The sequence below is a fragment of the Dactylosporangium sp. NPDC000555 genome, assembly GCF_040300025.1.
Lineage (GTDB): Bacteria > Actinomycetota > Actinomycetes > Mycobacteriales > Micromonosporaceae > Dactylosporangium.
This window is the reverse complement of sequence record NZ_JBEPDB010000041.1, coordinates 20,082-43,127: the sequence shown is the minus strand read 5'-3', so window position 1 is coordinate 43,127 and position 23,046 is coordinate 20,082. Positions and strand designations below refer to the sequence as shown.

Sequence of the window (23,046 nt, the reverse complement as noted above, 5' to 3'; positions counted from 1 at the left end):
GCGGATCCTGGACGAGCTGAAGGTGAACGACATGGCCGTACGAACGGCGCTGAGCCATGTGTACGACGCCCTTCCGCGCTGCTCCCGGGACGGGACGGACCTGCGTCCGGTGTTCCGGCGGCTCAGCATGATCACGGAGCAGCCCATCCGCCCCCGCGTGGTGGCCGTGCTGCTCGAATGCTCGCTGGGCCGGGCGGAGGAGCTGCTGGATGAGCTGGCCGATCTGCACCTGCTGCGCACGCATGGCGTCGGCCAGTACACGATGGACCGCCTGAGCTGGGTGTTCGCTCGCGAGCGGATGTATCGGGAAGAGCTGTCCGGATACTACGTCGAGGCGATGGGGCGGCTGAGCAGGTTCGGCGTGCGAAAGCAGTCGGCTTCGAGGGGAGTCGCACCCTGGCCCGAGCCGCCGCATGACTGGTCAAGCGAGCCGGCGGCGGGCGAGGGTGATGCCGTCCGCAACGGCCAGCATGCTCAGCTCCACCCGGTCGTCGTCGCGGAGGACGGCGTTGAGCTCGCGGACGCCTACGGTGTCCGGGTCCTGCAGGTCCGGATCCACCACCCGTCCGAAGAACAACGTGTTGTCCACGACGATCAGACCGCCGGGCCGGACGAGCGCGATGGAAAGCTCGTAGTAGCGCCGGTAGTTGGCCTTGTCGGCGTCAACGAACACGAGGTCGAAGACGCCCCGGCCGTCCTCGGCCAGAATCTTCTCCAGGGTCTCGGCAGCATCCGCGACCCTCAGGTCGATGCGATCCGCCACTCCTGCCCGGCGCCAGTACGGCGCGCCGATCGCCGGCCAGCGATCGGTGACGTCGCACGTGACCACACGCCCTTGCGGCGGGAGGGCGCGTGCCAGGCATAGCGTGCTGTAGCCCGTGAATGTTCCGATCTCCAGTACGGCACGGGCATTGACGAGGCCGGCGAGAAGCGCGAGCAGCTGACCCTCCTCGGCGAGCACCTGCATGGCCCGCCCGCCCGGCAGGCCGGAGGTCTCCTCGCGGAGCTCGCGCAGGAGGTCATCCTCCCGCAGGGACATCTCCCGCACGTATTCGGCGAGCCGCGGCGTGACGGCAATCTGATCAGCCACAACGATCCTTCGGGGAGTTGAGGGGGTCTACACCGCAAGATGGTCGCAGGTCCACATATCGTTCCCGTAGCGCGCTGTTGTCTTGTGGCGAGGCATCTGCGATATGCCGGCGACAGCACCGGGGACGGGCCTCGGAAATACAATCTTCGGAAACCGTTCCGACCGGCATTCCGTTACGAGGGAAACAGCGCCGCATGTCTGTGATCGAAACCTGTTCAGCGATTGACCGGGGTCGGGTCGTGCTGTCCCGGCTCGCCGCTGGAATTCGCGAATGACGGTGGGTGGCAAACTGTTCGCGATCAGCGATCTGCACGTCGGGTATGCGGAGAACCGCGAGATCGTGGCTCGGATGCGCCCGGAGTCGCCCGACGACTGGCTCCTGGTCCCCGGGGACGTCGCGGAGCGGTTCGCCGATGTGGAATGGGCGCTGGGCCGCCTCGCCGAGCGGTTCGCCAAGGTGGTGTGGGCACCCGGCAACCACGAGCTGTGGACCCCGCCCGACGACCCGGTGACGTCGCGTGGCGTCGCGCGGTACGACGCCCTGGTCCAGCTCTGCCGGAACCTGGGTGTGGTGACGCCGGAGGACCCGTATCCGGTGTGGCAGTCACCCGACGGGCCGGTCCGTGTCGCGCCCCTGTTCCTGCTGTACGACTACACGTTCCTGCCCCCGGACCTGCGCACCAAGGAGGAGGCGCTGGACCGGGCGCACGAGACCGGCGTGGTGTGCACCGACGAGATCCTGCTGCACCCCGATCCCTTCCCGACCCGGGAGGCGTGGTGCGAGTCCCGGGTGGCGGAAACGGAGCGACGCCTGGCGAGCTGCGATCCCGCGCTGCCCACCGTGCTCGTCAACCACTACCCCCTGGTGCGCACTCCGCTGCGGATCCTGCGCTACCCGATCTTCGCTCAGTGGTGCGGCACCGAGCGCACGGCCGACTGGCACACGCGCTTCGGCGCCGTGGTCACGGTCTACGGACACCTGCACATCCCCAGGACCACCTGGCACGACGGGGTCCGCTTCGAGGAGGTGTCGCTGGGCTACCCGCGGGAGTGGCGGCCGCGCCACAGCACGTCCGGTCAGCCCCGGCAGATCCTGCCGGACACCGGTCGCCCGGCCGAGACGTGGTTCGGGGCGGGGCGGTTATGACCGGCACGCCGGTGCGCCCGCGCCGATCGTGCCGGGGATGCGCCTGCCGCTCACCTCGATCGTCATCCTCCGGGTTCCCCGGCCGACCAGTTAGGACGACATGAACGACGAGTCGCTATGGTTCCGGCGGTTCGAGGCGGCGGCCACGGCTGCGAACCGCCTTGTCTGCTTCCCGCACGCGGGCGGTGCCGCCAGCTACTTCCTTCCCGTCGCACGGGCCCTGGCCCCGGACGTGGACGTCGTCTCGGTGCAGTATCCGGGCCGCCAGGACCGCCGCGGGGAACCCTGCATCGACGACATCAACGTGCTGGCCGACCGCGTCCACCAGGCCATGCGATCGTGGTCCCGGCAGACGCTGACCCTCTTCGGGCACAGCATGGGTGCTGTCATCGCGTTCGAGGTGGCCCGGCGGATCCGGCGGGACCGTCCGGACCAGTCCCTGCGCCTCATCGTCTCCGGGCGCCGGGCACCCCACGTGCACAAACCGGAGAGGGTGCACCTGGGCGACGACGCGAGGATCGCCGCCGAGATCCGTTCGCTCGGCGGTACCGAGGCCGCACTCCTGCGGGACCCGGAGGTGCTGGCCATGATCATGCCCACCTTGCGCAGCGACTACCGCGCGGTGGAGACCTACCGGTACGCGCCGGGCGGCCCGCGACCGTGCCCGATCACGGTCTTCACCGGGGATCGGGATCCGCATACCACCGTCGACGAGGCGCGGGAATGGGAGCAGTACTCGCAGGAGCCGTTCGGCCTCAAGGTCTTCGAGGGCGGTCACTTCTTCGTGAGCAGCCGCTCGGCCGAGGTCCTGGCAGCCCTCGCCGAGCACTTCGCCGGGGCGGCACGAGGAGCCCGGTGACCGGGCGGACGCCGGGGTGAGCGAACGCGGCCGCGACGCCGTAGATCGGGCCTTCGCCGCGCTGCTGCTGGACCGCGAGCCGCGGCTCGCCGCGATCGCCGAGCGGTTCGGCCGTGTCCGCCGCGACGGCGCGGCGCTCGTCATGCTCACCGGGACCGGCCGGAGCCGGCTCCTCGCCGAGGCCGCGCGCCGGGCCGGCCCGGATGTCACCGTGCTCGCCGCCGGCCCGTTCAGTGCAGGACAACCTTGAGCAAGATCATCATGACGCCGAACATTCCGGTGGCCGCGGCCGACGCCAGTCGCTCGGGGCCGGTGAGCTGACCGCGTCGACCCACGTCCCAGCCGGCCAGGCACAGTAGCAGCGTGCTGCACACCAACGCCCAGATCACCGCGAGGTACAGGTCGATGCCCATCAGGCGCAGCACGACGAGGACGGCCACGGGCAGAGCGGAGGCGGTCACGATCTCCCATCCGGTGGTCAGCTGTTGCCCAACTTGGCGCCAGGCCGGCCGATGGCCTTCGTGGATGCGCTCCGCCACCAGCCGGGCGTAGCGTTCGGCGCTCCAGTAGACGATCAGTGTGACCGCTACTGCCACGACGAGGGCCGTCGCCGAGCCGGCGTGGGAGGATGCCATGACGGCCGCGCTGACGATGACGCCGTAGATTCCGGCCGCCGTACTCTCCTCGGTGGCACCGGCCAAGCTGACGCGTCTTGCGATGGAATGCCGGCGACGTCCAGCGGATGCCATTGCGCGTATCTTCAGATGGGCCAAGGCTTCTGATCCTTCGTACGGAAGACATCGTTGCGTGGTAGTCGGCTACCTGCCCCGTCCGGCCGCCAGCCACCTCACCCGCGCAGGCTGGTGGACGGTTCGACATCTCTACGCGGGTGACTCGGCGAGATCCGGCGCGGGCCGCGGGGCCGGCTTCGGCGCGGTGGTGAGGCCGAAGACGGCCAGCAGCAGCGCGGCGACCGTGTAGCCGATGCCGACGAAGAACGCGACCCGGTAGCCGTGCGTGATGTCGGCCGGGTTGTGGCCGGATCCGGCCACGACGCTGCCGAAGACCGCCACCAGCACCGCGAGCCCGAACGACGCGCCGAGGCGCTGCGACACGTTGAGCACACCGGAGGTGGCGCCGGCGATCTGCGGCGGCACGTCGCTCAGCGCGATCCGGGTGATCAGCGCGAACTGCAGGCCGATGCCGATGCCGAAGAGGGCCATCGGCCCGAAGACGGCCGTCCAGTATCCACTGTGGTCGGTGATGCGGCTCAGCCAGATCGTGGCGATCGCGGTGCTCAGCGCGCCGGCGATCAGCACGGGCTTGACCCCGAAGCGGTCTGACAGCGGCTTGACCAGCTGCGAGAACGCGAAGATGCCGACGCCCCACGGCACGAACGCGAAGCCCGCCGCGAACGCGTCCATGCGCAGGATGTTCTGCAGGAACTGGGTGACGAAGAAGAAGGTGCCGAAGATGGTGCCGCCGAGCAGCAACAGCAGCAGGTTGGCGCTGACCCGGTTGCGGTGGGTGAACAGCCGCAGCGGCATGAGCGGGTCGCTGTGGCGGGCCTCGATCAGCACGAAGCCGACCAGCAACACCACCCCGACGGCGAGCGCCGCGAGCGCCTGCGGGTCACCCCAGCCGTGTCCGGGCGTGCGGATCAGCCCGTACGTGAGAGCGGTGACGCCCGCCGTGGACAGCAGCGCCCCGGCGACGTCGAACTGGCCGGTCGCCCGGCCGGACGGCTTGATGAAGCGTGTGGCGAGGATCGCGACGAATACCCCGATCGGGACGTTGACGAACATCGTCCACCGCCACGAGGTCCACTGCGTGAGCACGCCGCCGAGAATCATGCCGACCACGCCGCCGGCGCCTGAGACCGAGCCGTAGACGCCGATCGCCCTGGCCCGGGCCGGGCCGGCGAAGTTGGTGGCGATGAGCGCGAGCGCGGTCGGCGAGGCGATCGCGCCGCCGATGCCCTGCAGGGCGCGGGCGGTGACCAGCACCGAGGCGTTGGGCGCGAGCCCGGCCAACAGCGACGACAGGGTGAAGATGTGGATGCCGGCCAGGAACATCCGGCGCCGGCCGAGGATGTCGCCGGCTCGCCCGCCGAGCAGCAGCAGGCCGCCGAACGTGAGGGTGTATGCGTTGAGCACCCAGGACAGGCCGGTGGGCGAGAAGCCGAGGTCGGCCCGGATGGCCGGCAGCGCGATGTTCACCACGCTGGAGTCGAGGACCACCATCAGCTGGCTCACCGCGATCGCGGTGAGGACCGGCCCGGAGTGGTCCCGGGGCGTTGCGGAATCGGACGTGGACACGTGACCTCCGGCTGGCGTTGCCACGATTAGGAAACGGATTGGTATCCTGGAGCACGATAGCACCGGAGGGGCAAATAAGAAACGGATCGGTTTCTTGTGTGGGTGAGGGCCGGTGGCAGGGGAGGATGACGTCATGACCCGACGCCGCGGCAACGAGCTGCAACAGGCGATCTTCGACGCGGTCTTCGACCAGATCGGCGCGTTCGGCTACGCCCGACTCACCATGGACCGGGTCGCCGTCGCCGCCGGCACCAGCAAGCCCGTGCTGTACCGCCGCTGGGACAGCAAGGAGGCGCTCGTGCTTGACGCGCTGCGGGAGAGCCTGCCGGCGGTCCCGGAGACCCCGCTCGGTCTCGGCCTGCGGGCCGACCTGCTGGCTGTGCTCCACGCGCTGCGGGCCGCGTTCGCCGTCACCAAGGGCATCGCCTTCCACGCCGTCGCCGTCGAGGCCGGTCACGACTGCCGCCGCCTGGCCGACGAGCGGATCTTCGCCCCCGCCCGCCGCGCGATCACCGCGATCCTGCGCGCCGCAGCCGACCGCGGCGAGATCGACCCCGGGTCCGTCACCGAGCTGATCGCCGACGTCGGACCGGCCCTGCTGCGCAACCGCGCCATCGACGGCACGGTCCCCGACGAGGCGATGGTGACCGCCGTCGTCGACGAGATCCTGCTGCCGCTGCTGCACGCGCCGACCCTCGAGCGGCGGTAGCGCGACCGCGGGTCACTCGTCGAGCAGGGACAGCGATGTCGACAGCAAGGAGGGGCGGCCGCTGGTGACAACTCGATTGCGCCGTGCTGCTCCGTCGGGCAACATGTCCGGGCCAACCTGACGAAAGGCGATCATGACACGGGCATTTCTGCGACCGGATGATGTGCGCGACCTGGTGGCGGAACAACTGGGCAGTGACCGCAGCATCGCTGCCCTGGACCGGCTGACCGGCGGCAGCAAGAAGGGTGTCTACCGGCTCCGGCTGGACGACCAGACGACGGTAATGCTCTACGTGTGGGCGCCGGGCGAAAACTACTGGCCGCCGTCATCGGCTGTCCCGGACGATCCGTTCACCGACGCGTCCGGCGCCGAACTGTTCGCCGCCAACCACTCGGCCCTCACGGCTGCGGGCGTGCGGACACCGCGCCTGCTGATGCTCGACCGCGACGGCCGCTATCTCCCCGCCGACATCGCGCTGGTCGAGGATGTCGGTGCGGTGACGCTCGAAGCGCTGATGGAGCGAGACCCGGCGGCAGCCGCGGCACCGCTGTCCGCACTTGGTGACTCCTTGCGCCGCATGCACACCACGTTCGGCCCGCACTACGGCAAACTCGCCGCCATCGCCCGTGGCGAGGCGTCCCAGGCCCGGCGCGCCGAGGACGTCATCACGGACCGGGCGCTGGCTCACCTCGACGCGGCGGCTGTCCGCGACGCCCGGCTCGCCGACGCGCACGAACGGATCGCCGAGCATGTACGTCACCTGCGTCGCGCGATCACCGCGCGCGAGGAATACGGGCTGGTACACGGCGAACTCGGACCGGATCACGTGCTCGTCACGCCCTCCGGCGAACCCGCCATGGTCGATATCGAGGGGTTGACGTACTTCGACGTGGAGTGGGAGCACGCCTTCCTGCAACTGCGTTTCGGCGACGCGTACGCGGCTCTGCGTCCGGTCGATCTCGACCCCCGCAGGCTGGAGCTCTACCGGTATGCCCAGGTGCTGTCGCTGATCGAGGGTCCACTGCGTATCGCGGACACCGACTTCCCGAATCGGCAGTGGATGCTGGACCTGGCCGAGTGGAACATCACCAAGGCCCTCGCCGCGGTCTGAAACCTCATCGAGCTCAGCGGCGGGGCGAGCTCGACCTCGGTACCACGCCGGCCGAGGACTGGCGCACGGAGCTGGCTGAGCTGGCCCGGCGCACCCGGGCGCCGCACCACCGCCACCCGTGGGTGAGCCGGCTCGGCCCGCGCCCGACGCTGGGGCCGAACGCGTCGCGCATGACGGAGTACGCCATGGCGAGCGTCGCCGCGCTGGGCCTGCCCGCCGACCGGATGCTCGACCTGGTCTCCACCACGCTGCAGTTCACGCACGGCTTCGTGCGGGCGGAGCTGGCCGACCTGGCGGCCCGGCGCCGCATGGCGATGGACGAGGACGCCTGGCGGGACTGGATCGCGCCGTACCTCTCCCAGCTCTTCGGCGACGGCCAGCACCCGCATCTGCGGCGGGTGGCCGGTGTCGCCGAGGACGGCGCGGCCTTCGAGCGGCGCCTCGCCATGGTCCTGGACGGCCTTGCGGCGAGCCTGAGCGCGGCCTAGCGGGTCCAGGCCGAGACGGCCTCGGCCAGGGCCGGCTGGCACAAGCTCGGCCAGCAGATGATCTAGCTGGCCGCTGCCGACAGCAAGGCGAACGCGGCCCGCCGCGCGTGTTCGCCGGCGTTGGACCGATCGTAGTGAGCGGCGACGGTGGTCGCCCCCTCGGCGAGCATGAGCAGCTGGCGCGCCAAGAGGTGGGGATCGGCCGCGTTTGCCCGGCTGGCGATGCCGGTCAAGAGTTCGAGATAGCGGTCGAGGTGGCGTGCGGTGATCGCGCGTACGGCGTCGACGTGGTGCTGGGCGGCCGCGTTCAGCATCGCGCAGCCGCGGAAGGCCGGCTCGTCGTACCAGTGCTGCAGCGCGTCGAACACTGCCGAGAGCTGGTCCCGTGGGTCGCTCCCGGCGGCCGCTACGGCATCGGACAGCCATCGCATCACCCGGTCGCTGCGGGCCTCCAGCACCGCTTCGACGAGGCCGTCCTTGGTGCCGAAGTGCCGGTAGAGCGTCTCCTTCGACACCCCGATGCCGGCGCACAGTTCGGCGACGCCGATGCCGTCGAGCCCCCGCTCGTACAGCACCGGGGTGGCCGCCGCGAGGATCGCCGCGCGGGTGCGCTCCGGATCGATCGTCGATCCCTTGGGTACGGGCATGGCATAGATCGTACCGATCGGTTCGCCCTTCTGCTAGCATTCGAGTTCGTACCGATCGGTTCGATCTAGGGGGTTTACGTGTCAGCAACGCGGACGCTACCCGCGGCCGCGCCAAGGGTGACGTGGCGTGCCTGCCGCCTGGCCCTGGGCACCGCCTCGGCGCTCGGACTGGCCCGCTTCGCCTACGGACTGCTCCTGCCGGCCATGCGCGACGACCTGCACTGGACCCTTTCCGAGGCCGGCGCGATGAGCGCCGCCAACGGCCTGGGCTACCTGCTCGGCGCCCTCGCCACGCCCATGGCGGTCCGGCGTTGGGGCGCCGGCACCGCTTTCCGCGTCAGCATGGCCCTGGTGGCCGGCTTCCTGGCGGCCACCGCCGTCAGCGACAACTACCTGGCGCTGCTGGTCGCGCGAACATTGGCCGGCGCGGCCGGCGCGGTGGTGTTCATCGCGGGCGGCGTGATCGCCTCGCATATCGCCGCCGCCGCCGGATCGGCCGCGCCCATCACCGTGTACTTCGCCGGCACCGGGCTTGGCATCGCCGTCAGCGGCCTGAGCATCCCCGCGCTCGGCGAACACTGGCGCCTGGCGTGGGTCCTGCTGGCCGGCGCCGCCGCGTTGGCCGCGGCGGCGAGTTGGACCGCGGCGGACACGGGCGGCGACCAGCAGGCCGCGGCTGGGCGGGCCCGCGTGCGCCCGCTGTGGATACCGGCGGTGGCCTATCTGCTGTTCGCCGCCGGGTACATCACCTACATCACGTTTCTGTCCGCCTACCTCGCCGACCAGCACGTTTCCCGCACCCAGGTCATGCTCACCTGGACCGTGCTCGGCTCGGCCGTCGCGGCGGCGCCGGTGCTGTGGAGCCGCCCGATCGCCGGATGGCCCGGCACCCGCGCCCTCGCCACCCTGCTCGCGGTGCTGAGCGGTGGAGCGGCCCTGGCGCTGGCATCGCCCGCGCCCGCGGTCGTCCTCGTCTCCGGCCTGGTGTACGGGGCCACGTTCATGAGTGTCCCCGCCGCCGTCACCGCCCTGATCAAGGTCCGTACCGCACCGGGCGACTGGACCCCGACGCTCGCCGTCTTCACGACCGTGTTCGCGGCCGGCCAGACCGCCGGCCCGTGGCTCGCCGGTGCGCTCGCCGACCACACCTCGACCAGGGCCGCCCTGGCATGGACCGCGATCCTGTGCGCCACCGCCGCCGTGATCGCTGTCGCCGCCGGCCGTACGCCGGTCACCTCGCGGCGCCACACCGCCCGGCCCACCACAAGCGTCTGACAACGACAAGGAGAGGATCATGGCGAACTTCGTACTCGTTCCCGGGATGTGCCACGGCGGCTGGTGCTTCGAGGAGGCCACCCAAGACCTTCGCGCCCATGGGCACACCGTCCACCCGCTGACGTTGACCGGGCTCAGCGAACGCAGCCACCTCCTGCACGGTGGCGTCAACCTCGACACACACATCCAGGACGTCACCGCCGTGCTCGCCGCCGAGAACATCCGCGACGCCGTGCTGGTCGGCCACAGCTACGGCGGCATGGTGATCACCGGGGTCGCCGACCGCGCGGCCGAACGCGTCGACTCCCTGGTGTACGTGGACGCCATGGTCCCGAATGACGGCGACTCCTGCTGGAGCCTCGTGTCCGACCAGGAGCGGCAGTGGTACCTCGATGTGGTGGACAACGGCTACGGGGTGCGACCGCTGCCGTTCTTCGACGCGCGGGCCACACCCCACCCGATCGCCTCACTGCTCCAGCCGCTCCGGCTCACCGGAGACCTCGCACACCTCCGCCGCCGCGACTACCTGTACGCCGCGGGGTGGGAAGCTCAGTCCCCGTTCACCCCGGTCTACCAACGACTGCGCGACGATCCCTCCTGGACGACGCACGCGCTGGCCGGCGGCCACAACCTCATGCGCGACACGCCACAGGAGCTGCTGAAGATACTCCTCGACGTCGCGGCACCCCGCTGACCATGGCGGGGGCGGCATCGATCGATTCCGCCCCCGCGGCGCCATCCGGCCGGAACGAGATCAGCCGACGACCTTGTCGATGCCGCGGAGCTCGCCCCCGCGATGTGCTTGGACCGCTTCCGGCCGAGGACAGGCAGACCGCTGATCGGCGGCCGGCCGGCCTGGCCGGTGCCCGGTCGGCTCAGGACGAGTCTTCGTAGCGACGGGCAAAGGCTGCGGCGCGATCGCGCAGTGCGGCTCGCAACGACTGCGGCGCTAGGGCTTCGGCGCCGATGCCGAGCTGCCACAGTGCCCATTCGGCGTGGCGTGAGTCTTGGAAGGTCGCTTCCAGCCGTAGCCAGCCATCGGGTTCGGACTCCTCGGAGACGATGGCCAGGGTGGTTCCCACCAGTTCTTCCCGCCGCGCCGGGTGCATCCGCATCAGCACGGTGACCTGATCATCGCCCGCGCGGAATCGAGCGCTGCGTTCTTGCCAGAGCTGATCCAGGTCGACGTTGCTCGGTCGTTCGGCGGGTTCGGCAAGTTCCTCGGCGGTCAGAATCCGGGACAGCCGGTACGTGCGGTCCGCGCCGGAGACGGTGGCGAGCAAGTAGCCCTTGTCTCTCACGGTGACGAGGCCGATCGGGTCGACTGTGCGCCATGCCGGGTCCCGATTGGCGGCCGCGTAGCGGATGCGCAGCTTGTGCCCGGCCAGCACCGCATGTCGAACCTCGACCATGACGGCCTCGGGGATCTCTTCGGTGATCTGGCAGCGCGACAGGAGGTCGGTCTCGGGGTCGATGAGCAAGCGCTGGGCCGCGTCGCTTGCGGTGGTTCGGTGGCCCTCGGGGAGGGCATCGAGCACCTTGCGCATGGCCGAAGCGAGCGCGGAGCTGAGGCCGAAGATCTGCTCGCCGCGACTCGATCCGGCCGTCAGCAGAGCAAGCGCCTCGTTCTGGTTCAGGCCGGTGAGTTCGGTGCGGAAGCCCGGGAGCAGGGCGAAGCCGCCGTGACGGCCGCGCTCGGCGTAGACCGGGACACCAGCGGCGGAGAGTGCTTCGATGTCGCGCAGCACGGTGCGAGTGGACACTTCGAGCTCGCCGGCCAGCGTCTGGGCGGACATGCGCCCACGCTGGCGCAGCAGCAACACCAGCGAGACCAACCGATCCGCACGCACACGAAAATTCTACGCAAATACACGACACAGGGTGTCGTGATTGCGGGAGGAAGGCGACCTGTGTTGAGGAGTCCAACGCCGTCATCAGGGCGATCGACGCGGCCATCGCTGATGTCAGGCGCGGAGGCTTCGGCGTCGTACCGAGGCACTGCTGCCGGCGCAGTGGCAGCGCCGCCAGGAGCTGGGCCTGACGTTGACGGTCCGCAGCCGAGCGCCTCGGCAAGATCCGGAAGATCACCAGGGGCACATGAAAGCCTGCCAGGACCGCGGTTGCCGATGTCGTACGAGGACACAGGCCGGCACATCCGCGTCGGCGCTGATACCCGGTCAGCGTCGCGGCTGACGACGGCGGGGTCCGCGCGGGCCTACGGTCTTGGCTCGACGCAGGTTTGCTCAATCCGGAAGGTCGTCATGCCGCATAGATTCCGTCGGCTGTTCGCCGCGGTCTGCCTTCTCGCCGCTCCCTTCTTCTACGTCGCGGGGGTGCTCGTCGACCCGGCGCTGCGGGCCGGTGATGCCGCGGACGGGGCCTACGGGCGCCATCCCGGGCAAGTGTCGGTGAGCGCCGCGTTGCTGCACTGGAGCTGGGTGCTGCTCGTGCCCGGCATCATCGGGATGATCCACATGGTACGGCGGCGTGCTCTGGTTTTCGGGCATGTCGCCGGGGCGGCCGCGCTGCTCGGCATCGTCAACTTCTCGGCATTGATGCTCGGTGACTACTTCTATGCCAGGCTCGAACGGCAGTTCGGGCCCGAGCTCGGCAGCCGGCTGGCCGACGAGGCACTCGCGTTCGACGGCGCGCGGTGGGGCTTCCAGGTGCCCGGGTTCGTGGGGCTGCTCGGCGTACTGCTGCTCGGTCTTGCCCTCGCGGCCAACCGGCAGGCGCCGTGGTGGGCGTCGGCCGCGATGGTGATCGGCGCGCTCACCGCGCCGATCTACCCGATCGGCATGGTGCTGGGCAGTCTGCTGTACATCGCCGGCGCCGGCGCGATCGGCCTGCGGATGCTGCGGATGAGCGACGCCGAGTGGGCTCAGGAGCCGGCGGAGAACGGGAAGGTCGCGGTGACCGCGTAGCCGCCGCCCGGCCGATGCCCGGCCCGGAGCGTGCCGCCGTGCAGGGCGGCGCGCTCCCGCATGCCCACGAGCCCATGGCCCGCACCGCTGCCGCCGGACGCGTCGCCGGCCGAGCCGCTCGCCCGGCCCTCGTCGCTCACCTCGACGACCAGTGCGCCGGGCGCGAACTCGATCCTCACCTCGGCGCCCGGGGCCCGGGCGTGCTTGACCGTGTTGGTCAGCGCCTCCTGGACGACACGAAAGGCGGACAGGACGAGCGCCGGCGGCAGGGGCCGCGGCGGGCCGGTCGTGACGACCCGGACGTCGAGCCCGGCGGCGCGCAACGGTGCGGCCAGCGCGTCCAGCCGATCGAGCAAAGACGGCGCCGGTACGTCCCGCAGCACGCCGAGGAGCAGCCGCAACTCCTCGACGGTGTCCCGGCCGGCCCGCTCGACACCCCGCAGCAGGTCGCGTTCGCGTTCGCGGGCGGGGTCGGCACCCAGGAGCATCCGTACGCCTCCGGTCTGCAGCGTCATCAGGCTGACGTTGTGCGAGATGACGTCGTGCAGCTCGCGGGCGATGCGGGTGCGCTCGGCAGCGGCCGCGAGGGCCGCCTGCTCGGCCATCTGGACGGTCCGCGCGGTCTGGTGGCGCAGCAGGATGCCGCTGCCGTACGCGACGCCCATGAAGATGGCGCCGATGAGGCTCTCAGCCAGGTCCTGCCCGGGCAGCGTCTGCAGCAGGGCGTACGCGGCGAGGACGGCGAGGATGCCGCCGGCGCGTGCCCGCGGCCCGGCCGGTTGACTGCCGACGGTGTGCACCAGGATGAGGTTCGAGTAGAACTGCCAGGCGGCGAGCGGGTAGTCGTTGTCCATGACCGTGACGCGGAGCAGCGCCGACAGCCCGGTCAACGCCAGCAGCGTCCCGACCGGAAACCGGCGGCGCGGCAGGAGTATCAGGCCGGCACCGAGCGCGCCCGCGGCCACCAGGGCCGGCTGGTGCACCTGGCCCTGGCCGGGGCCGGCGCGCCCGTAGGCCTCGACGACACCCGCACCGGCGACCGCGAGGGCCAGCAGGGCGTCCAGCCATGACGGCCGCCAGCGGCCCATCACTCGCCGCGGCGGACGATGCCCGCCTCGTAGCCGTAGACCACCGCTTGGACCCGGTCGCGCAGCCCCAGCTTCTGGAAGATCCGGCTGACGTGGGTACGGACGGTCGCTTCCCCGAGATGCAACCGTCCACCGATCTCCGCGTTGGACAGCCCACGCACCAACAGCTCGAGCACCTCACGCTCCCGCGCGGTCAGCGTCTCGAGCTCGGGCGTCGGGTCCGGCACCGGATGGGCGGCGAACGACGCGATGACCCGGGTCGTCACCGCCGGGTCGATCAGCGCGTCGCCGGCCGCCACGATCCGGACCGCATCCACGAGCTGCTCCGGCGGCGAGACCTTCAGCAGAAACCCGCTGACCCCGAGCCGCAGCGCCGCGTGCAGGTGCTCGTCCGTGTCGAACATGGTCAGCAGCACAATTTTCGGCGGCTGCGGGTCCGCGAGCAGCTGACGTGCCGCGGACAGCCCGTCCAGCCGCGGCATGGCAATGTCCATGACCAGCACGTCCGGCCGCAGGCGACGGGCCGACGACACCGCCTCCTGACCGTCGCCGGCCTCGCCGACCACGGTAATCGTCCCGGCGGCCCCGGCCTCGACCACCAGCCGCAGCCCGGCCCGGATCATCGCCTGGTCGTCGGCGATCATCAGCTTGACCGGCCTCGACAACATATGCGCAGGATAACCGGCAAAGCGCCACCCACCGCGCGGGCGGGAGCCGGAGGGTAAAACCCCTCCGGCCACCCGACAAGGCTGACTATCCCTTCATCGCGCCTGAGGTGATCCCGTGGGCGAACGACCGTTGCAGCACGAGGTACACGGCAATGACGGGGAGGGCGGTCAGAATGGCGCCGGCGGACAGGTAGGTGTAGTCGGTCGTGTACTGGCCCTGGAAGGTGGCCAATGACATCGGTGCCGTCATTTCGCGACCGCCGGAGAGCATGACGAGCGGCACCAGAAGATCGTTCCAGGTCCAGACGAATGACAGGACGATCAGCGCCAGCAGTTGCGGCATTGCCATCGGCAGCAGCAGGCGTACCAGGATGACGAAGCTGTTGGCCCCGTCGACCCGTCCGGCGTCGGTGATTTCGTGTGGTGCGTCCCGGAAGAACGTGCGCATCCAGAAGCATCCGAAGGGGAGGCCGAGCGCCGTCTCCACCAGGACGACGCCGATCAGGTTGTCGGCCAGCCCCACCTCGCGGAAGTCGAAGAAGAGCGGGATGATCAGCGACTCGTTCGGCAGCATCAGTCCGGCCAGGAGGATGAAGAACAGCGCGTTGCGCAGCGGGAGCTTGAACCGGGCGAGGGCGTAGCCGGCGGGCACCGAAAGCAGCAGTGTCAGCAGCGTCGCTGTGATGCTCACCTTGAAGCTTGTCGCCAAGGCTGTTCCCATGTCGGCGAGGTCCCAGACGGCCTTGAAGTTGCCGAAGTGGAAGGAGTCGCTCAACCTGATGGTGCTGTCCTGGGTGTCGGGCTCCCCCAATGCCATGATCACGACTCCGATGAGGGGGACCACCGCGAGCGCGGCCGCGCAGGTGACGACCACCTGGCCGGTGAGGGCGTGTGCCCGGCTCGTTCTCATCCTTTTCTCCATGGCCGGAGGATCAACATTGTCAGCACGAGGATCACCATGGTCAGGAGCACACCCATGGCTGAGGCGAGGCCGAGGTCTCCGACGAAGAACGCCTTCTGATAGACGAGGAAGGATGGCACCTCGGTGGAACTTCCCGGTCCGCCCTGGGTAGTCACATAGATCAGGTCGAAGTTGCGCAGCGCGGCGGTGACCGCGAGCACCGTGACGACCGTGATCTCGTTGCGAATGCTGGGCAGCGTCACCGCGAAGAACTCGCGGACGGGGCCCGCACCGTCCATCCGGGCCGCCTCGTAGAGTTCCACGGGTATGCGCTGCACACCGGAGATGAGCAGCACGAGGGCCAGGCCGAGGAGCATCCAGGTGCCGATCAGCCCGACCGAGGGCAGCGCCCAGGTGAAGTCGCCCAGCCAGCCGCGGGCCCAGCCGCCGAGGCCGACCGCCCGCAGCAGCGAGTTGATCGGGCCTTCCGGGGCCAGCAGCCAGCGCCAGGCGACACCGGTCACCACCGGGGCGATGACGTACGGCAGGAACAGCGCCGCCCGGAAGACGGTCAGCCCTCGGATCCGTGTGCTGCCGATGACGCCCACCAGCACCAGGGCCAAGGCCGTGGTGAGGAGCGCGTAGAAGCCGATCAGCACGAACGCGTGCCCGAACGCGGCGCGGTTTTGCGAGCTCTCCAGGATGGTTCGGTAGTTCTCCAGACCGACCCAGCGTGCCGGGCTGATGCCGTCCCATGCACTGAACGACAGGTAGACGCTGTGCAGGAACGGCAGGATCAGGAACAGACCGTAGAAGATCAACGCGGGTGCCAGGTACCCGAAGCCGACAAGGGTCGTGGACCTGCGCTGCTTGCGAGCGGCGACTCCCGCCCCGTTCGGTTGAACGGGGCGGGAGGTCACCGTCAGTCTCGACGCCAAGAGCCTGCCGCCTTCGCGAGCGGGTGGAACATGCCGATCAGCCCTTCGCCAGCGATTCCACGAACGGGCCGTAGGACTTCTGCAGTTCCGCCAGCAGAGCGTCGACGCTGAGGGCGCCGGACATGAGTTGGTCGAATGTGCGGGAGATGGTTGGGTACAGCTCCGGCGCGCCCCAGTCGACGTACGGCACGGGTGTGCCCTCGCCCACCAGCTTGAGGCCGTTGCGCAGCGCGTCCTGCGACGGGACCGGCAGGTTTGCCGCGTTGATCCCGGTTTCGGCGTCCGCCGGCGGCTTCGATGGGATGGCGCCACCGGCCAGGAACTGCTCGGCTGCCTTCTGGCTGGTGACGAAGTCGATGTACTTGGCCGCCAGGTCCTTCTTCTTCGCCTTTGCCGGGATGGTCCATGGAATATCGCCAGCACCGACGGCCGCGATTCCCTGCCCGGACACCGACGGGAAGAACACCATCCGAAGCTTCTTGGTCTGCTCCGGCGTGCCCTTGAGCGGAGTGAAGCGGGAGCTGGTCAGGGAGAACAGGCCCTTGCCGGAGATGAAGTTGGCGAGAACCTGGTCGGTCTTGTACGCCGTCCAGTCCGGCGCGAAGTAGCCCTTGTCGCCCCAGGACTTCATGGTCTTGGCGGCCCAGGTCGCGCTCTCGGAGGTGAAGTTCGCGTTCGCGCGGTGGAAGACCAGGTCCTGCACGGCCTTCGGACCGCCGTGGGCCAGCAGCAACTCACTGAGCAGCCATGCGGCCAGCTCGCCGCTGGCCGATCCGAACTGCATCGGAATCTCCCCGGCCGCCTTGGCACGCTGCATCTGGTCTTCGAGCTCCGCGATGGTCTTCGGCGCCTCGGTGATGCCCAGCTTCCCGGCGATCTCCGTGTTCATGAGCAGGCCGATCCATGCCGTAGTGGCTGACATGCCCCACAGCGGGCCCTCGCCCATCAGCTTCCCGTCCGTGCTGAAACGGTTGAGCTGAAGCTGGGAGGCGGTCTGGCGGGTGTCCCAACCGTGCTTCTTGGCGTAGTCGTCCATGTTGGTCAGCAGGCCGCCCTTGACGAAGGCGCCCAAGGCCTGGTAACCGCGGTTGACCTGCGTAACATCCGGCGGGTTGCTGCCGGAGAGCTGAAGCTTGGCGATGGACGCCAGGTCGTCGAAGCTCTTCGCGACAAAGTCGACCTTGACGCCTGGATTTTCGTCCTCGAACTGCTTGTTCAGCTTCTGGTAGACGGCCAGGTTGCCCGGCGAATTGGCCAGGCCGCTCTGCACGACCAGAGTGCCGCCCTCGGATCCCTTGCCGTCCGATCCCTTGCCATCCGGCGAGGACGAGCAGGCGGAGGCGGTGACAGAGACTGCGACAGCAGTGGCCAGTAAGACGGTGGTGAACCGGGCGCGGCGCCCTTTGGGGTGTCTATTGGGCATTTGCGGGTTCCTTCTCTACTCGGCGCGGCCGGCTGGCCGTGCTCGCGAGTGCTGCAGAGCGGGGGTCGGAATCGCGGGACTCGGTGGTCTGGGGTGGGACGTCGGAGCGAGGGCGGAACGATCCTGCGCCGCCTCGGGTCGTCACCTCGAAGCAGCAACTGGTCTGTCCAGGCGACCAGATTGGTGTTCCATGATCGGGCTGTCAAGACTCGCCGGCGATCGCGGGGCCTTCGTTACCCACCCGTGATGCAGGTCATTGAGGTCGTCACGCGCGGCGTGGCGGAGACAAATCGTCGTGAAGGCCCTCGACTCCGCCGACTTCCTGCCCGGCTCGACACTTCCCGGCGAACGCGCGCTCGCCGCCCAGCTCGGGGGCAGTCGCGCGCCCCTGCGGCTGGTACTCAAGGCGCCGGCGGAGACCGGGCGGGGGTGGCGCGGTTTGGGGATACGCGGGCCGGAACCGGGCGCCTATCGTTCAGCACGAACATCCACCGCAACATTTCCGAGGGACGGACAGGATGAGCGACTACGACGACGGCGGCCAGCTCGACCCCGGCTACACCGGCAACGACCAGCCCGACGTCTTCGGCGGCCACGACGTCGACTTCGGCCACTATGAGGCGGGCCAGGAGCACGGCGCGCTGGACCGGCTGCACGCGGACCACGGCTCGGAGACGGACTTCGGCCAGCAGTTCGGCGTGTTCGAGCACAACCACGCGCAGGCTGAGACGAGCGTGCTCGAGCATGGCCAGCATGTCGAGTACAGCGCCGGCTACGACGAGGGCGAGCAGCCGTCGTTCACGGGTGGCAACATCGATGACCTGCACGACCGCCTGAGCCGCCTCGGCGGCGAGGGGAGCGGCGGCGAGGCCCACCTGGGCGTCGCGTCCAACTGACGCATGCCCCCGAACCCAGCCGTGGTCACCGACCCCGGCTGGGTTCGCGAAGCGGGGCGCAGGGTTCTGGCCCGCACCCGCCAGGCGTCCGACCGCCGCGTCCGACGACTCGTAGCCGGTTATCCGACCGCGCATGCACGTCGGTCGAGTCCCTCATCGCGGCAATGTTCATTCCGTCCCGCGGTCCCTGAGGAAACAAATCATTCGGACGGCGCTGACCATCATCGACCGCGACGGGGTGCGCGGGCCGTCAATGCGGAAACTGGGAGCCGAACTCGGCGTCGATGCGATGGCGGTCTATTACTACCTGCCCAACAAGATGGCTCTGTTCGACGGCTTGGTCGAAGCGGTCTACTCGGAGATCGAGGCTACCTTCGACACGATCTCCACCCTTTCGTGGCGCGAGCAGATCACGTTGATGCGGACAATGCGTGAGGTGCTCCGCCCTGCACCCGAATGTGCTCCCGGTCATCGCCACCCGTCCCGCGTATACGCCGCCTGTACTCGCCCTTCGCAGACCGGGCGATCGTGCTGGTGCAGAGCGCCGGGTTCACCGGCCGGGAGATCCTCCAGATGGTCAACTGCCTGCGCACCCCGAGGACGGCGAATCCGACCACAACGGCCGTACCCGCACCGGCCAGCAGCGCCACGGCCGCGACGAAGACGACACCGACCGCGCCGGCCACCGCGTCCACGCGCGCCCGGCCACCGCGATGCCGCACCGCCGCCGGGTCAGGATGGCGTGTGCGGCGTGCGGAGCCAGCAAATCCCTCTGGCATGCCACCGGTCGTCGCGACCCAGCCGCGCGGCGTCGTCCGCCTTCGTCGCCTCCGCCATGCCGGCGAGGTGGTGCTGACGCTGCTGGCCTACGGTCTGCTGACGTACGGGCTGTTCGTGCCGGTCGCGCTGTGGCTGGCCAGCATCTCGGCTGGCTAAGCAGTTGGTCGCGGCGTGCCGGCGCGGGCGAGCATGCCGGCCGCAGCGACCAGGCAGGTAGCGCCGATGACGGCCAGGACCGGGGTGTAGCCGCCGGTGGCGGTGTATAGCGCAGCGGCGCCGAGTGGGGCGCCGGCCTTGGCGAGGGTGACCGGTGTGCCTAGGGTGCTGGCGATGGTGGCGTAGCCGCTGGTGCCGTAACGGTCGGCGAGCAGCGCGGGGGAGGCGAGATTCGCGATACCGAACCCGATGCCGAAGGCGACCACGCCGATGACGGCACCGGTCCGGGTGCCGGCCAGCAGCGGCAGGGCGAAGGCTGCGACGGCCTGGGTGGCGAAGACGATCGCGACCACGGTAGTCAGCGGGATTCGTCGTTGTGCACCGGTGAGCACGAGCCGGCCGGTGACCGACAGTACGCCGAGGAGTCCGGCGACGGTGGCGGCGAACGTGGCCGGGTGGCCCTCGTCGGTGAGGAAGCCGACGAGGTGGACGGTCATCGCGGTCATGGCGGCGCTGTGCGCGACGAACGCGACGGCGAGGCACCAGAACCGGCTGTCGTGGACGGCGGCGCGGACGGCTGCAGCGCGCTGGGTGGCGGTTGGTTGTCCGGCAGCGCTATGTCCGGCCGGTGGGCGGCGGACGATGAGCGCGTGCAGGGGCACGGCGACGGTGCCGTTGACGGCAGCGAGGACCAGCAGGGTGGTGCGCCAACCGTACCGCTGCTCCAGAAGCCCGGTGAGGGGCATGAAGATCGTGCTGGCGAAACCCGCGACGATCATCATCCCCAGGAGTGCCCTGGATCGGCGGGCGGCATCGAACCAGGAGACGATGACGGCGGTCGCGGCCTCGTAGAGCGACATCGCCATGGCGACACCGAGGGCGGCGAAGACGAGGTACAGCTGCCACACCTCGTGGACGCGGGACCATGCGACGAGCAGGCCAGCGCCGGTGAGTGAACCGAGGGCCATCAGTGCCCGGCCGCCGTGGTGGTCCAGCCATCGGCCGACCGGGATGGCTGCGGCAGCTCCCGTGAGTACTGCGGTTGTGAGCGCGCCGGTGACCATTGGCGGGCTGGTGCGCAGGTCGGTGGCGATCGGGTGCAGCAGGACGGCGAAGGCGTAGTACAGCGTGCCGTAGCCGACGGTCTGGGTGACGGCGAAGACGGCGACGATCCACCAGCCGTGGAACACCGGCCGGTGGCCGCGAGCCTTGCGGTTCGCGGCCACCGGTGTCGTCGTGGGTGCCATAGGGGCGCGGTCAGCCGCAGCAGTTGCCGTCGGACTGCTCCCCGCCGGCGTCCGCCACGGGCTGCAACGTCAACGGCGCGGAAAGCAGGCCGCCGGAGAGGCCGGTCGCCAGCCCCCGTCCGGTCGCGGCGGCCGGCTGTGGGGTGGGGGCGCAGCATCCGCCGTCGCTGGCCGAGATCGTGGTCTCACCGACGACAGGGTTGCTGTTGCACACGCCGGTTTCGGGTAGGTCGAGCTGGACGTCGCGGGCGGCGTCCCAGTCGCCGGCGAGCGCGGCGATGACGGAGCGGGCCTGCTCGTAGCCGGTGGCGAGCAGGAACGTCGGTGCGCGGCCGTAGCTCTTGACGCCGACGGCGTAGTAGCCGGGTTCGGGGTGGGCCAGTTCGTCGATGCCGTGCGGCGGGACGGTGCCGCAGGAGTGGTCGTTCGGGTCGATGAGTGGGGCGAGGGCCCGGGTGGAGCCCAGGATCGGGTCCAGGTCCAGGCGTAGCTCGGAGGTGACGGCGTGGTTGGGTCGGAACCCGGTCGCGGACACGATCCGGTCCGCGGTGACTGACCGTGTCCCGTCGGAGACGATCACCTGGCCGTCGGCGGTCGGGGTCAGCGCCTGCACCGAGAAGCTGGGGACGAGTTCGATGTTCCCGGCCTCGACGTGTTCGCGCAGCCGGGTGCCGATCGCGCCGCGGGCCGGCAGCGCGTCGGCGGTCTCGCCGCCGTAGGTGCGCGCCGCGCTGGCCGCCCGGATCGCCCAGACGACGGACGTGCCCGGCGCCTGGCCGGCGAGTTCGGCCAGGAACAGCAGGGTGTTGGCGGCGGAGTGCCCGGCGCCGACGACGAGGGTGCGCCGGCCGGCGAACCGGTCCCGGTCGGCGCCGAGCACGTCCGGGAGCGCCTGTTCGATGAAGGCCGCCGTGGTGTTCTCGCCGTGGGCGGGGATGCCGGAGGCGCCGAGTACGTTCGGGGTGGTCCAGGTGCCGGAGGCGTCGATGACCGCCCGGGCGAGGATGTCGTCGCCGTCGGCGAGCCGGACGAGGAACGGTGCGGTGTCGCGCCCGGCGGTGCGCACTCGGTCGACGCCGAGGCGGGTCACGGCCTGGACCCGGGCGCCGTAGCGGACGTGCGGCTTGAGGGCCGGCAGGTCGGCGAGGGGCTGGAGGTATTCGTCGGCGAGTTGGGCGCCGGTCGGTAGTACCTCGGGGTCGGGCTCGACCCAGCCGGCGTCGGCCAGGAGCCGGCGGGCCGCGGCGTCGGTGTTGTACCGCCACGGGGAGAACAGCCGGACGTGGCCCCATTGCCGCACTGACGCGGCGGGCCGGTCGCCGGCCTCGAGGACGGTGAACGGCAGGCCGCGCTCGGTCAGGTGCGCGGCGGCGGCGAGGCCGACCGGGCCGGCGCCGATGACGACGACCGGCAGGCCGTCGAGCTGGGTGGTCATATCAAAGATCCCTTCGGTTGTCTTGACAAATGTCGAATCAGGAGAGCGGATTGCGCCCGCGCTGGGATGCCGTGGGCGGGACTGGTCTAGTTGATGTGTGGGCTGCGGCGTTCGATGAAGGTCACGTCGCGCCACCGGTTGCCCTGGGTGGCGTGCCGGGCGACCCGCTCGCGGACGCCGACGGTGCGGAACCCGACCGCGTGATGCAGGGCCAGGCTCGCCGTGTTCTCGGGAAAGACACCGGACTGGATGGTCCAGATCCCGGCCGCCTCGGTCGAGGCGATGAGCGCCTGCAGCAGTGCCCTGCCGATCCCGCGTCCCTGGGCGGCGGTGTTGACGTAGACGGAGTGCTCGACCACGCCCGCGTACACCGCCCGCGCCGACACCCGCGAGACCGCCACCCAGCCGAGCACCGCCCCGGCGTCGTCCACAGCGACCAGGCGGTGCTCGGGCAGCTTCGACGCGTCGAACGCCGCCCAATCCGGCGCGGTGTGCTCGAAGCTGGCGTTCCCGCCGTCCAGCCCCGCCTGATAGATCGCCAGGACCGCGTCCGCGTCGCCGGCGGTCATCGGCCGGACGGGGACGGTGGCGCGGGCCGGTGTGCTGCTCATTCGCAGCCTCCGGTCGGAGCCGGGGCGGGTCGGCCCATGACGACGTCGGCGGCGGACGGGAAGCAAGCGATGCACGCCTCGTTGATCCGGTAGTGCCGGGCCGTGCCGACCGCCTCCACCAGCACGAACCGGACTTCGGTGAGAATCTTCAGGTGCTGCGACACGGTCGACTGGGCCAGCCCCGCGGCGGTGACGAGCTCGCCGACGCTCATCGGCCTGGCTTGTCGCGCGAGGTACTCCACGATCTGTACCCGCGACGGGTCCGCCAGGGCCCGGAACCATGACGCGTAGGTCTCCGCCGTCACCCGGTCCAGCAGGTCGCCCATCATCCACCA

At 70.2% G+C, this 23,046-nt stretch carries 27 protein-coding genes; 12 read left to right on the top strand and 15 right to left on the bottom strand.

Going from position 1 to position 23,046, the window contains the following annotated elements; all coding sequences use genetic code 11:
* Window positions 1-421: 421 nt before the first annotated feature.
* A complete protein-coding gene (locus ABT297_RS23800; RefSeq protein ID WP_350553329.1) occupies window positions 422-1,039 on the bottom strand; it encodes an O-methyltransferase in 618 nt (205 codons plus the stop codon).
* A gap of 322 nt (window positions 1,040-1,361) precedes the next feature.
* Between ABT297_RS23800 and ABT297_RS23795 the strand changes: the two genes are divergently transcribed.
* From ABT297_RS23795 to ABT297_RS23785, 3 genes are all read left to right on the top strand, one after another.
* Window positions 1,362-2,237: a metallophosphoesterase family protein gene (locus ABT297_RS23795; protein ID WP_350553311.1), complete on the top strand. Its 876-nt coding sequence runs from the start codon at window positions 1,362-1,364 to the stop codon at window positions 2,235-2,237.
* Between the two features lie 100 nt (window positions 2,238-2,337).
* Window positions 2,338-3,096: a thioesterase II family protein gene (locus tag ABT297_RS23790; RefSeq protein WP_350553309.1), complete on the top strand. Its 759-nt coding sequence runs from the start codon at window positions 2,338-2,340 to the stop codon at window positions 3,094-3,096.
* 16 nt (window positions 3,097-3,112) lie between these two features.
* The gene (locus ABT297_RS23785; protein ID WP_350553307.1) at window positions 3,113-3,346 is read left to right on the top strand and encodes a hypothetical protein; all 234 of its coding nucleotides are present in this window, start codon (window positions 3,113-3,115) and stop codon (window positions 3,344-3,346) included.
* On the opposite strand, the gene ABT297_RS23780 is transcribed toward ABT297_RS23785, so the two are convergent.
* Both ABT297_RS23780 and ABT297_RS23775 read right to left on the bottom strand, forming a co-directional pair.
* A complete protein-coding gene (locus ABT297_RS23780; protein ID WP_350553305.1) occupies window positions 3,327-3,797 on the bottom strand; it encodes a hypothetical protein in 471 nt (156 codons plus the stop codon). The two genes, ABT297_RS23785 and ABT297_RS23780, sit on opposite strands and share 20 nt — an antisense overlap.
* Window positions 3,798-3,977: 180 nt before the next feature.
* Window positions 3,978-5,414 (bottom strand): MFS transporter, encoded by a 1,437-nt coding sequence (locus tag ABT297_RS23775; RefSeq protein WP_350553303.1) that lies wholly within the window; start codon window positions 5,412-5,414, stop codon window positions 3,978-3,980.
* A 133-nt stretch (window positions 5,415-5,547) separates the two neighbouring features.
* On the opposite strand from ABT297_RS23775, the gene ABT297_RS23770 reads away from it, so the two are divergent.
* The 3 genes from ABT297_RS23770 (at window position 5,548) to ABT297_RS23760 (ending at window position 7,722) form a co-directional block, all read left to right on the top strand.
* Window positions 5,548-6,123, top strand: a complete 576-nt coding sequence (locus ABT297_RS23770; RefSeq protein WP_350553301.1) for a TetR/AcrR family transcriptional regulator — start codon at window positions 5,548-5,550, stop codon at window positions 6,121-6,123.
* 133 nt (window positions 6,124-6,256) lie between these two features.
* The gene (locus ABT297_RS23765) at window positions 6,257-7,234 is read left to right on the top strand and encodes a phosphotransferase family protein (RefSeq protein ID WP_350553299.1); all 978 of its coding nucleotides are present in this window, start codon (window positions 6,257-6,259) and stop codon (window positions 7,232-7,234) included.
* A complete protein-coding gene (locus tag ABT297_RS23760; protein ID WP_350553297.1) occupies window positions 7,201-7,722 on the top strand; it encodes a TetR/AcrR family transcriptional regulator C-terminal domain-containing protein in 522 nt (173 codons plus the stop codon). Before ABT297_RS23765 ends, ABT297_RS23760 begins: the two co-directional genes overlap by 34 nt.
* Before the next feature lie 62 nt (window positions 7,723-7,784).
* Here the strand turns inward: ABT297_RS23760 and ABT297_RS23755 are convergent, their stop codons facing one another.
* A complete protein-coding gene (locus ABT297_RS23755; protein WP_350553295.1) occupies window positions 7,785-8,369 on the bottom strand; it encodes a TetR/AcrR family transcriptional regulator in 585 nt (194 codons plus the stop codon).
* A gap of 78 nt (window positions 8,370-8,447) precedes the next feature.
* Here ABT297_RS23755 and ABT297_RS23750 point away from each other — a divergent pair, with 78 nt between their 5' ends.
* Window positions 8,448-9,644 carry a YbfB/YjiJ family MFS transporter gene (locus ABT297_RS23750; RefSeq protein ID WP_350553293.1) on the top strand — a complete coding sequence of 399 codons (1,197 nt, stop codon included), beginning with the start codon at window positions 8,448-8,450 and terminating at the stop codon, window positions 9,642-9,644.
* A gap of 19 nt (window positions 9,645-9,663) precedes the next feature.
* Window positions 9,664-10,338, top strand: a complete 675-nt coding sequence (locus ABT297_RS23745) for an alpha/beta fold hydrolase (RefSeq protein ID WP_350553291.1) — start codon at window positions 9,664-9,666, stop codon at window positions 10,336-10,338.
* Between the two features lie 181 nt (window positions 10,339-10,519).
* Here the strand turns inward: ABT297_RS23745 and ABT297_RS23740 are convergent, their stop codons facing one another.
* Window positions 10,520-11,494, bottom strand: a complete 975-nt coding sequence (locus ABT297_RS23740) for a helix-turn-helix transcriptional regulator (protein WP_350553289.1) — start codon at window positions 11,492-11,494, stop codon at window positions 10,520-10,522.
* Window positions 11,495-11,905: 411 nt separating this feature from the next.
* On the opposite strand from ABT297_RS23740, the gene ABT297_RS23735 reads away from it, so the two are divergent.
* Complete coding sequence (locus tag ABT297_RS23735) at window positions 11,906-12,568, top strand: hypothetical protein (protein ID WP_350553287.1); 663 nt, start codon at window positions 11,906-11,908, stop codon at window positions 12,566-12,568.
* Here the strand turns inward: ABT297_RS23735 and ABT297_RS23730 are convergent.
* The 5 genes from ABT297_RS23730 to ABT297_RS23710 form a co-directional block, all read right to left on the bottom strand.
* Window positions 12,526-13,656 carry a sensor histidine kinase gene (locus ABT297_RS23730; protein ID WP_350553285.1) on the bottom strand — a complete coding sequence of 377 codons (1,131 nt, stop codon included), beginning with the start codon at window positions 13,654-13,656 and terminating at the stop codon, window positions 12,526-12,528. The genes ABT297_RS23735 and ABT297_RS23730 overlap by 43 nt on opposite strands.
* Window positions 13,656-14,324: a response regulator gene (locus ABT297_RS23725; RefSeq protein WP_350553283.1), complete on the bottom strand. Its 669-nt coding sequence runs from the start codon at window positions 14,322-14,324 to the stop codon at window positions 13,656-13,658. Before ABT297_RS23725 ends, ABT297_RS23730 begins: the two co-directional genes overlap by 1 nt.
* 85 nt (window positions 14,325-14,409) lie before the next feature.
* Entirely contained in the window at window positions 14,410-15,198 is a 789-nt protein-coding gene (locus ABT297_RS23720; protein WP_350553281.1) for a carbohydrate ABC transporter permease, read from the bottom strand.
* Window positions 15,199-15,230: 32 nt separating this feature from the next.
* Window positions 15,231-16,163, bottom strand: a complete 933-nt coding sequence (locus ABT297_RS23715; protein WP_350553279.1) for a carbohydrate ABC transporter permease — start codon at window positions 16,161-16,163, stop codon at window positions 15,231-15,233.
* Window positions 16,164-16,200: 37 nt separating this feature from the next.
* Window positions 16,201-17,586, bottom strand: a complete 1,386-nt coding sequence (locus ABT297_RS23710; RefSeq protein ID WP_350553277.1) for an ABC transporter substrate-binding protein — start codon at window positions 17,584-17,586, stop codon at window positions 16,201-16,203.
* 295 nt (window positions 17,587-17,881) lie between these two features.
* Between ABT297_RS23710 and ABT297_RS23705 the strand changes: the two genes are divergently transcribed.
* Complete coding sequence (locus ABT297_RS23705) at window positions 17,882-18,205, top strand: GntR family transcriptional regulator (protein WP_350553275.1); 324 nt, start codon at window positions 17,882-17,884, stop codon at window positions 18,203-18,205.
* Complete coding sequence (locus ABT297_RS23700) at window positions 18,105-18,482, top strand: hypothetical protein (RefSeq protein WP_350553274.1); 378 nt, start codon at window positions 18,105-18,107, stop codon at window positions 18,480-18,482. Before ABT297_RS23705 ends, ABT297_RS23700 begins: the two co-directional genes overlap by 101 nt.
* A 410-nt stretch (window positions 18,483-18,892) precedes the next feature.
* Here the strand turns inward: ABT297_RS23700 and ABT297_RS23695 are convergent, their stop codons facing one another.
* Window positions 18,893-19,177 (bottom strand): hypothetical protein, encoded by a 285-nt coding sequence (locus ABT297_RS23695; protein ID WP_350553272.1) that lies wholly within the window; start codon window positions 19,175-19,177, stop codon window positions 18,893-18,895.
* A gap of 82 nt (window positions 19,178-19,259) precedes the next feature.
* On the opposite strand from ABT297_RS23695, the gene ABT297_RS23690 reads away from it, so the two are divergent.
* Window positions 19,260-19,418, top strand: coding sequence for a hypothetical protein (locus ABT297_RS23690; RefSeq protein WP_350553270.1), 159 nt, complete (start codon window positions 19,260-19,262; stop codon window positions 19,416-19,418).
* Here the strand turns inward: ABT297_RS23690 and ABT297_RS23685 are convergent.
* From ABT297_RS23685 to ABT297_RS23670, 4 genes are all read right to left on the bottom strand, one after another.
* Window positions 19,415-20,665: an MFS transporter gene (locus ABT297_RS23685; protein WP_350553268.1), complete on the bottom strand. Its 1,251-nt coding sequence runs from the start codon at window positions 20,663-20,665 to the stop codon at window positions 19,415-19,417. The genes ABT297_RS23690 and ABT297_RS23685 overlap by 4 nt on opposite strands.
* A gap of 10 nt (window positions 20,666-20,675) precedes the next feature.
* Window positions 20,676-22,100: an FAD-dependent oxidoreductase gene (locus ABT297_RS23680; RefSeq protein ID WP_350553266.1), complete on the bottom strand. Its 1,425-nt coding sequence runs from the start codon at window positions 22,098-22,100 to the stop codon at window positions 20,676-20,678.
* An 86-nt stretch (window positions 22,101-22,186) separates the two neighbouring features.
* Window positions 22,187-22,711, bottom strand: a complete 525-nt coding sequence (locus ABT297_RS23675) for a GNAT family N-acetyltransferase (protein ID WP_502885631.1) — start codon at window positions 22,709-22,711, stop codon at window positions 22,187-22,189.
* Complete coding sequence (locus ABT297_RS23670) at window positions 22,708-23,037, bottom strand: ArsR/SmtB family transcription factor (RefSeq protein ID WP_502885633.1); 330 nt, start codon at window positions 23,035-23,037, stop codon at window positions 22,708-22,710. The genes ABT297_RS23675 and ABT297_RS23670 overlap by 4 nt, the downstream gene beginning before the upstream one ends.
* Between the last annotated feature and the right edge of the window lie 9 nt (window positions 23,038-23,046).

Coding starts and splice junctions, on each gene's coding strand:
- ABT297_RS23670 (WP_502885633.1), bottom strand. CDS start 23,037: ATGGGCGACCTGCTGGACCGGGTGACGGCGGAGACCTACGCGTCATGG.
- ABT297_RS23700 (WP_350553274.1), top strand. CDS start 18,105: ATGAGCGACTACGACGACGGCGGCCAGCTCGACCCCGGCTACACCGGC.
- ABT297_RS23765 (WP_350553299.1), top strand. CDS start 6,257: ATGACACGGGCATTTCTGCGACCGGATGATGTGCGCGACCTGGTGGCG.
- ABT297_RS23790 (WP_350553309.1), top strand. CDS start 2,338: ATGAACGACGAGTCGCTATGGTTCCGGCGGTTCGAGGCGGCGGCCACG.
- ABT297_RS23795 (WP_350553311.1), top strand. CDS start 1,362: ATGACGGTGGGTGGCAAACTGTTCGCGATCAGCGATCTGCACGTCGGG.
- ABT297_RS23735 (WP_350553287.1), top strand. CDS start 11,906: ATGCCGCATAGATTCCGTCGGCTGTTCGCCGCGGTCTGCCTTCTCGCC.
- ABT297_RS23745 (WP_350553291.1), top strand. CDS start 9,664: ATGGCGAACTTCGTACTCGTTCCCGGGATGTGCCACGGCGGCTGGTGC.
- ABT297_RS23730 (WP_350553285.1), bottom strand. CDS start 13,656: ATGGGCCGCTGGCGGCCGTCATGGCTGGACGCCCTGCTGGCCCTCGCG.
- ABT297_RS23685 (WP_350553268.1), bottom strand. CDS start 20,665: ATGGCACCCACGACGACACCGGTGGCCGCGAACCGCAAGGCTCGCGGC.
- ABT297_RS23680 (WP_350553266.1), bottom strand. CDS start 22,100: ATGACCACCCAGCTCGACGGCCTGCCGGTCGTCGTCATCGGCGCCGGC.
- ABT297_RS23675 (WP_502885631.1), bottom strand. CDS start 22,711: ATGAGCAGCACACCGGCCCGCGCCACCGTCCCCGTCCGGCCGATGACC.
- ABT297_RS23770 (WP_350553301.1), top strand. CDS start 5,548: ATGACCCGACGCCGCGGCAACGAGCTGCAACAGGCGATCTTCGACGCG.
- ABT297_RS23690 (WP_350553270.1), top strand. CDS start 19,260: ATGCCACCGGTCGTCGCGACCCAGCCGCGCGGCGTCGTCCGCCTTCGT.
- ABT297_RS23800 (WP_350553329.1), bottom strand. CDS start 1,039: ATGTCCCTGCGGGAGGATGACCTCCTGCGCGAGCTCCGCGAGGAGACC.
- ABT297_RS23725 (WP_350553283.1), bottom strand. CDS start 14,324: ATGTTGTCGAGGCCGGTCAAGCTGATGATCGCCGACGACCAGGCGATG.
- ABT297_RS23710 (WP_350553277.1), bottom strand. CDS start 17,586: ATGCCCAATAGACACCCCAAAGGGCGCCGCGCCCGGTTCACCACCGTC.
- ABT297_RS23755 (WP_350553295.1), bottom strand. CDS start 8,369: ATGCCCGTACCCAAGGGATCGACGATCGATCCGGAGCGCACCCGCGCG.